This is a genomic window from Collinsella aerofaciens, from assembly GCF_040910265.1.
GTDB classification, from domain to species: Bacteria; Actinomycetota; Coriobacteriia; order Coriobacteriales; family Coriobacteriaceae; genus Collinsella; species Collinsella aerofaciens_BK.
Genome location: NZ_JBDGAW010000028.1, coordinates 20,917 through 28,947 on the forward strand (window position 1 = coordinate 20,917; position 8,031 = coordinate 28,947).

An 8,031-nucleotide genomic window follows, 5' to 3' on the forward strand; every position below is an offset into this window, starting at 1 on the left:
GTAAAATAAACCGCAACAAAATATGTGCGGAGTGCTGGCCTGGAGCTGCCTTCGGACCCTATTGGCTGCTCACCGAGAGGCTCCGCTATGAAACGACCCCTTTACTACCTGCTCTGCGCAATCGCGTGCACGTCCATGGTCGGCGCGACGTTGCCCATGACAGCCATCGCAGAAGCTATGCAGCCTCAAGAAACCGCCGGGCAGCAGGCGCAAGCCGACGCCACGAACAGCGACGCAGGCAAGGCCGAAGACGGCACCAACGCAAGCGCGATAGCAGATACCGCAGAGGACGGCACCGCAACCTCCACCGGCACCAGCGCGGCCAACACGGAAAGCGCTGACGGCACCCCCACCACGCCCGGCACCACCGCCCCATCTCCCCGAACCCAAGCCACCCCCACGCCCGCCGCAATCTCTGCCGCGTCACAAACCGGCTACGCCCACTCCGCCACGGCAACCCAAAACGGCGTCACCTTCACCGTCTCGTGGAACGACGCCCCCGTGGGCACCGCGACGACCTTCCACGTAACCCAGACCAACGGCTCGTCCCAGGCCAAGGCGCGCATGGACGTGCCCACCTATTGGGACGGCGGCAGCCAGGAAAGCGTCTGCGACCCGTCGCGCCCGGCATGGGGCAGCTACTACAACCTGGGCGCCACCGGCCACGACTTTACCTTTGACTTCACGGCATCGGGCACGTGCCGCATCTACTTCTACTTTATGGACAACGACAGATACGACCCCCAAAACGACAAGGGAATCTACTATCTGCGCACCACGGCGGAGGTGACCGTAAACGACGCCGCCCGCCCAAGCGTCACGCAGATCGTCAACAACACCGTGGACCTGTGCAGGCAACAGACAAACGGCTCGGAATACGACATGGCGCTGTGGCTCCACGACTGGACGCTCGACCAGCTGGAGTACGACCACAGCCTCAACTGGTGCTCGGCCGAAAGCGGCCTCACGCGCCACCAGGGCACCTGCGAGAGCTACCAGCGCATCTACTCCAAGCTCCTTGACGCCGCGGGCATCGCCAACGGCCGCATCACCGGCAACGGCCACACCTGGAACGCCGTAAAGATCGACGGCAAATGGTGCCAGATGGACCTAACCTGGGACGACACCAACGACAACTGGTACGGAGACCTGGAGCAACACCTTGCCGTTGCGCGTGCGGTCTACTCCAGTCCCCCGTGCTCCTGCTCGATGAATGCACATCGGCCCACGACCCCAAGACCGAGCGAGAAATGCTGGGCCGCATGCGAAATCTCGGCCGTACCGCCATCATCGTCACGCATCGATCTGCTGCGTTGGAGGTTTGCGATCGGGTTATAGGCCTTGCATCTAAATGGTGATCTGCCGAGCAGGCTCTGCTCCCCAACGCCATGCAACTTACTTCGGATCGGACTCTACACCACTTTCTCGGCACTATCGGCGCGATCGAAATCATAAGTCACATTAAAGCAGTGATTAACACTTATTTCTTCAATGCGCAGGACCACTGCATGAGACCAGCTCTAATCAACGCAAAATAATGGGAAGAGAATTTACGCGCAAGGTATATAGGCCATTTCCAATTATTATATGCAAGCTGAGCGGCCCCATTACCAACCACAAGCGCCCAGACGCCCATGCCAGTAAAGGAAATTAAGACATACGACAATACAAAACCTGCAATAGCCGAAACTATATAAGCCGGGAGATAGGGGATTTCATTCGTACTGATAATGTAATTACAACACAATGAATGATGGTTCCAAACCGCAAGATAAACAACCAAGGCGAAATAAAGAAGCCCGTCGGGGGAAAAACCTTTCTTAACTAGGAACAAGACTGGGAAGCCGACAAACCAGACACCGATCGTGCATACAACAATTAAAATCCAATATAGAGACAGACTTTTTTCAATAATTTTTCGTGCAGTCTGAACTTCGCCACCAGCATAAGCAGATTGAAACATTGGAATAAAAGATCGAACGTAGGCGCTGGCAAACCCGTAAATTGCACCGCCAACTTGAATAATTAATGAATACTGAGAGTTAACCTCCACACCAAGAAAATAGGAGCAGAGCAGCGAACTCAACTGAGTGGAAGCATAGCAGCAAAGTTGAACAACGCCGTCCCTCCACGCCAAATAAGCCACTGAAATAAACGTTTCTTTTATTTCAGAAATAGAAACACCCGTACAAGCATCGTTTGCTTTTTTTATCGCCTCTGAGTGAACCTCCAGAAAGCGACCGCAAAAAAATCTCAGCACAATGTCATTAAACAGATAACCGATGGCAGCGCCAATGATGCCAAAACCCATAAACAGCAAAAACGCAGAAACCACAAGCTGCCCAATGCGACCATAAGACTTTGCCCTGCTTTCAGCGGAAATATCCCCGAACCCTCTCAGGCAGGTCGTATAATGAAAAAAGAATAGATTAAAAAACACATCAAAACAAAAAATTAACCATGCGGTCCAACAAGAAAAGGGATCAATAGCACTTGAAATTGAAGAAATGTAGGCAGTTCCAACTGTAGCGGTAAGCATCAGGACAACGCAAGAAATTAACGCGTAAACAATCCGGGATGTTTTAATCAATTTGCCAAGCAGCTCATAGTCTACAGAATCACCAACTTGAGATGAATCGTAGCCGCTCTTGCTAATGCTACGCGCACCGCTAAGACAATAGACAATATTTCTCGCAAAAGTTGGTGTAAAGCCAAATTCAAATAACAGCGTTAAATTCCCAATGGCAACAAAAGTGTACCAGAGACCAAGTTCGGCGTTAGATAAGTAAGCAAGCAGAAACGGAAGAAGAAGGAAGCTGCTCCCCATTGAAAGAACAGTGCTTACATAGTTCCATATAATGTCTGACTTGGTAGTATTAATTTTTGCCATTATTTAGCCATCTCCACAACATCCTTTGATGGCACCCTGGATTGACAGGGCCCCTTATCTGAAAAGGCGGGCAGCGCCATAAGCATAAAGAAATTACATGCTGGATATAACATTCCGCATTCAACAAACCCCATTAGGGAATACAAGACCAAGCCCATGAATGTCACGTGGGCCGAAATACGCGCTTTATTTATCGCTACGCAATAGAAAGCAACAAACGCGGTAAATGGGATCAAACCGTATTGAATAAGTAGTCGACAATATGCATTGTCAAGCATGACTCTTGTTTGTATTAAATAACCACCCGTTGCAGACGGCAGCGAAACTATGGCCGTTAAGTCATTACCAAAAACAGTCAGAGGGTAGTTTTCAAAATAATAGGCGGAATAAAAAATCCGGTTGGTCATTAAATTATCAAGCTGAACAAGACATTTATTGGCACCATGGGACCACATAAAGGGCAGGGCTATACTAATAATCGTCAGAAAAAGCGGTAAAAAAGTAAATAGGGACCCATATGGTTTTGAACGGGGGCTTCTGAATGAAATAACCGAATACAAGGCCATTACGAAAATGCCTGCTGCAGAAGTTTTTGAATCAGCTACGAAAAAAGCAATTGCGAAACAGAAGATGCCCGCAAGACCGCTTCTGCCTTTCAGCTCAAAAATAGAAGCAGAATAAGCAATAAACAAAAGCTGTCCAAAATTATTAGGATGGGCAAAGCCCATCGAATTTCGTACAAAATTGCTACCGCGCGACATTAATACAGAAGGAATGGCACCGACACTATTGAGACCAACAACCATCAATAGCATAAAGACGGACGATACAAGAATAGACCTTGAGATGTAGTATTCAGGGACGTCTTCAGCGCAAAGGCAAAACAGCGCCAACCAAATAATCTGAGGGGCTTTATTTGATTTCAGCGACCCGACGCAAATTAAAATCAGCAGCAAGCCAACTAGCACTTTCACATGAGAAGTCTTTTGTAGTAAAAGCTTCAGCAGTAGAAACGCTAAGGCAAACAACTCAAGGACCAGCGAAAGCACCGCAAGAGAAATCCCAAACACATTGGTAGCATTTACTGATCCAATATAATAGGAAACTGAAAATAAAGCCAAAGCAAAGCTGAACAGTACAGCCCCGGCATTTGCTCGTATAATCTCAGTCCATGATCTTTCCACATTAATCAAATTCAATTAACGTACCCCATAAACAAACTTAGTAAAGCCAATTGCAGCCATAACACGCCTCGCAAGAAGAAGACGGATCGTAATGCGATTTTTCACTTCAGAGATAAATCGACGTGAATAGCGGTGAGAAGCAAAGCCTTCCATTAAATAGCTGAAATACGACTGGCAGACCATATTAGAGACAGGCTTAAAAAGCTGATTCGATTCCAAACGTGCACAATTACGAATCAAAGATAAGACTTCCCTGACTGCAGATTGCTTATATAGTTCGCTTAAATCCGGATTCACGTGACATAGCTCATATAGTTTTATCAGTAAATTATCAACACTCTCGATAGCCGAGATATCAGTATTTCTCGTTACCGAATCACTATTGTTGACATAGCAATAGACCGCCGAGTCCACTACTTTTACACTTTCAGCCAGACGATAAGCATCTACCATAAACAACGCGTCTTCACCGAAACGAATGCCATCTTCAAATTTAAGAAAACCATTCCGGAATAATGATTTCTTAAATATCTTTCCACAAACGCTTCGGAATACAACACCTTTAGTAAAGCTCGAAAACGGAACTTTATTAACATTATCCCAAAATGCAAGGCTAAGAGAGCATGCTGTTTTCCAGTCGATGCTTATAGCCTTGCCCGAATAATCGCCATGCTCATTCAGTAGAGCCCCGATAACCAAGCTACAGCCATCTGAGGATTCAAGCAACAGCCTAACTGCATTTATAGGCAGCATATCGTCAGCATCAACAAATGCCACCCAATCACCGGAGGCCTCATCGATACCCCTATTACGCGCCACGCATACACCACTATTGTTTTGACTAATCAGCTTAATCCGGTTGTCGCCCTCTGCAATAGCCATAACTAGCTCAGCGCCACGATCTGTCGACCCATCATCAACAATAATTATTTCAATGTTGCTCACACTCTGACGCTGAAGACTATTTAATGTCTTTTGAATCGTTTTTTCAGCGTTATACATCGGCACAATCACGCTCACGAGAGGATTGTCGACCAAGGAAGATTGACAGCAATTTACTTGCTTGCTTGTTGACGTCATAAACAGACGCCCCCCGCAAGCTTATTTGGACGACCCATAGAAATAATTGCTTCAATCCATTCGGCAACATTAAAGGAGCATTTTAAAAATTTATCAGAAATATCAGCCGCATCTGGAACGCCAAATGAACAGACATAAGGTAATCCGTTAAGCTTGGCCTCAATTGCGGCAACACCAAGTCCCTCAAACGAAGCAAGAAATTCAAACGTAGCATATGAGCTGAGGGCCTTTATATACCTACCAACAACGATTTCGGTTCCACCCAGCCCATTTGAAAGGCCAGATACTAAAACCCTAGGCTTATTGTGGTCTAAGGCAGACGAAACCATTAAAAAGCCTTCCTTCCAAATCTAAGTACCGATAGAACAGAGGAGATGAACCAAGACAGCTTGGGTCCAATTACTGGCGCAAGCTTTTTCCGCATTTCAACACGGAACTTCTTAGCGGGTGACAACCAGGTGCCTGAATAATGGTGAATAGAATATGTATCATCAGTAATTTCAAACTTGCCACTATGACTGTCTAGGGGATCAAAATAAGTAGCAGGGTATGCAGTGAAACCATTTAACTGCTGAAATGAACCATCTCTCTTAAGAGCACAACTCACTTCCAGGTAATCAGTTAGCACCCTCGGAGAGGTATCCATAGAGTTGCGGCCTTTTCGCATCTCAAATCTCATAGATTCATATAATTTTGCGACATCGCTCATGACATGGCTTCCGGCCTCAGAACCCATGATGAGGCCGGGATTCAAGAAGTAATTATTCTTCATGAATCCCGCAAAAGCCTCATTATCTAAAAGCTCGTCCAGAGGCTTCAGGACTTCGACATCTGTATCGAGAAGGATTCCACCCTCTGAATACAGTATTCTGTAGCGCGCATAATCGCTGACAAACGCCCATTTTTTTGAGGCATATGCCTCACGACAAAATTCACATTGATTTATATCGAAATTGCTTTCGTCCCATCTACGAATTTCCCAATCAGGCATGATCTTCGACCAAGACTCAATGCATTTTCTTTCAAGTTCAGGAAGCTCACTTCCACCGAACCAGATGTAGTGCAGAACTTTAGGAATCATCAATTCCCTTTCGAACAATAGGCTACTTCTTGATGATTTTTTTAACCAGACGCTTCATCGGGTCATAAATTCCAAGCTTTTCGCATGTATGCCTAGCAAAGCGCTCGGCTTTTACTTTTCCGGAATCGGGGAACCACTTATTCATAAGCTCCTCACCATCCAGATTCGCCACATCAGCCATGAATTCATCGCGACGCGGATTCAGCTTCACGGACTTAGTAAGTTCACGAACACCTTCTACTGCAGCCTCAACATCAATCTCCTTCATACGGGCATAGCTTGAGGCTCGATCAAGCAATTCTTGTCCCTCATCGCTTTGGATGAGAACTCGAGTGACGCCCCGATTGTCGTCGAACTCTTTCGAGAGTCGATAAACATCGAAGAAATCCCAGCAAGTCAAATCAGTAACGCGATAACGCTTTTTAAACGGGCATTCGTAACAAATGGGTCGATCTGAAAGATCAGCAAAAAAGGCCCTTAGGTAAGGATCTGTTTCGACACCTTCACTGTACAGCCGTTCACCATACAGAGTCTCGCCTTCGAGCTCGCACATATTTGAATAGCGATAGCCAAACCGTGATTTATCTCTAAAAAGAACGGTCTCACCTTTTACGCCAACCTTTGCGTCAAGCCATTCGACCTGCCGCGCGAACACAGCGCGAGCGGGGTTCGCGCGGCAGACGAAGTCTGCCACGCGTAAATTTGCCGGCTTGCCGCCCAAAAATCGAAGCAGGCCTTCGCATTGACAAGGGGTACCAATAAAGAGAACTTCACGTCCAGTTTTTAGTTGTTGTTTGACCTCGGGATACGCAGGGCCAACAACGCTCTGAACATATTTACTGTTGCGGAAGCGCCAAAGTTCATCAACGCTTTCCACAGAAAAATGTCCGACCTTAAGTCGCCCAGGGGCTCCTTCGGCTCGCACAAGCTGTTCACCGCGCAAATAACCTGCACCAAACACAATACCGCCGTTGGCAATCACGGCCTGAGCAAGGGCAGTGAAGGCTCCACCAGAAGTGCTTTCAGCAAGAACCTTTTGATCATTATGCTGGACTAGAAAGGCTCGTTGGGACTTAGGCTCGTCCTTATCAACATTAAGCACTGGGCAAGCCTTTTCGCATAATCCGCAATCAATACACTGGTCAGCATTGACTACGGGGTACTCGCAGCCCTCGGCGTCATATTCCATTGATATGCACTGCTTGGGACATTTTTGAGCACAGGCAGCGCAACCGCAGCATTTACTTTTGTCCGTGATGGAGATCATACTGTTCCCTACAACTCAAGAGCTGATTTAAGCCAATTGGCCGATTCATTCCTATACACATTAAGTCGTTGACGTACTGACACAAAGTCGATTTCATTTGCCATTGCGGCACGGAAAGCATCCTTCGATTCGCAAATACGATCGGAGTTTCCAAGGACACGCAACAATGTATCAATACGTGAGTTCGTAGACTGAGCACCCATATTCTCGTGGCGACGGAACGAGAAGAAGGGCACCTCAAAAATATTTGAGAAAACGCTTCCGTGGAAAGAGTCAGTACAGACATACGAAGCATGGGCAATCAAGTTGACCCACTCAGCCGGACCGGCTTCCCAAGGATAATAATCCGCGTAATCGTCATCAGCCTTAACATATTCATCGGGATGAGCAATGGCGACGATCTTCAAATTATGCTGCTTGGCAAGCTCTTGGGCACATTCACGATTCCATGCATTCTTACCCATGAAATAGCAGAAAACATAGGGCTCGTCAGGAACGTCAATCGAAGAGGAACAAGCAAGGCTTGCCC

The 8,031-nt window shown here is 47.1% G+C and carries 8 protein-coding genes; 1 reads left to right on the plus strand and 7 read right to left on the minus strand.

What is annotated here, in order from left to right:
• The first annotated feature begins 87 nt into the window (after positions 1 to 87).
• Positions 88 to 1,338, plus strand: coding sequence for a transglutaminase domain-containing protein (locus AB5Z14_RS09545; protein WP_368131210.1), 1,251 nt, complete (start codon positions 88 to 90; stop codon positions 1,336 to 1,338).
• 142 nt (positions 1,339 to 1,480) lie between these two features.
• Here the strand turns inward: AB5Z14_RS09545 and wzx are convergent, their stop codons facing one another.
• The 7 genes from wzx to AB5Z14_RS09580 form a co-directional block, all read right to left on the minus strand.
• Positions 1,481 to 2,890, minus strand: a complete 1,410-nt coding sequence (gene wzx / locus AB5Z14_RS09550) for an O-unit flippase-like protein (RefSeq protein WP_161145256.1) — start codon at positions 2,888 to 2,890, stop codon at positions 1,481 to 1,483.
• Positions 2,890 to 4,089 carry an O-antigen ligase family protein gene (locus AB5Z14_RS09555; RefSeq protein WP_368131211.1) on the minus strand — a complete coding sequence of 400 codons (1,200 nt, stop codon included), beginning with the start codon at positions 4,087 to 4,089 and terminating at the stop codon, positions 2,890 to 2,892. Before AB5Z14_RS09555 ends, wzx begins: the two co-directional genes overlap by 1 nt.
• On the minus strand, positions 4,090 to 5,154 hold the full coding sequence (locus AB5Z14_RS09560) for a glycosyltransferase family 2 protein (RefSeq protein ID WP_368131212.1): 1,065 nt from the start codon (positions 5,152 to 5,154) through the stop codon (positions 4,090 to 4,092).
• Complete coding sequence (locus tag AB5Z14_RS09565) at positions 5,151 to 5,483, minus strand: hypothetical protein (protein ID WP_368131213.1); 333 nt, start codon at positions 5,481 to 5,483, stop codon at positions 5,151 to 5,153. The genes AB5Z14_RS09560 and AB5Z14_RS09565 overlap by 4 nt, the downstream gene beginning before the upstream one ends.
• The gene (locus tag AB5Z14_RS09570; RefSeq protein ID WP_368131214.1) at positions 5,483 to 6,235 is read right to left on the minus strand and encodes a glycosyltransferase family 32 protein; all 753 of its coding nucleotides are present in this window, start codon (positions 6,233 to 6,235) and stop codon (positions 5,483 to 5,485) included. Before AB5Z14_RS09570 ends, AB5Z14_RS09565 begins: the two co-directional genes overlap by 1 nt.
• A 22-nt stretch (positions 6,236 to 6,257) precedes the next feature.
• Positions 6,258 to 7,502, minus strand: coding sequence for a Coenzyme F420 hydrogenase/dehydrogenase, beta subunit C-terminal domain (locus AB5Z14_RS09575; protein WP_138374995.1), 1,245 nt, complete (start codon positions 7,500 to 7,502; stop codon positions 6,258 to 6,260).
• Positions 7,503 to 7,510: 8 nt separating this feature from the next.
• Positions 7,511 to 8,031, minus strand: a 521-nt coding sequence (locus AB5Z14_RS09580; RefSeq protein ID WP_368131215.1) for a polysaccharide pyruvyl transferase family protein, incomplete at its 5' end; no start/stop codon positions are given.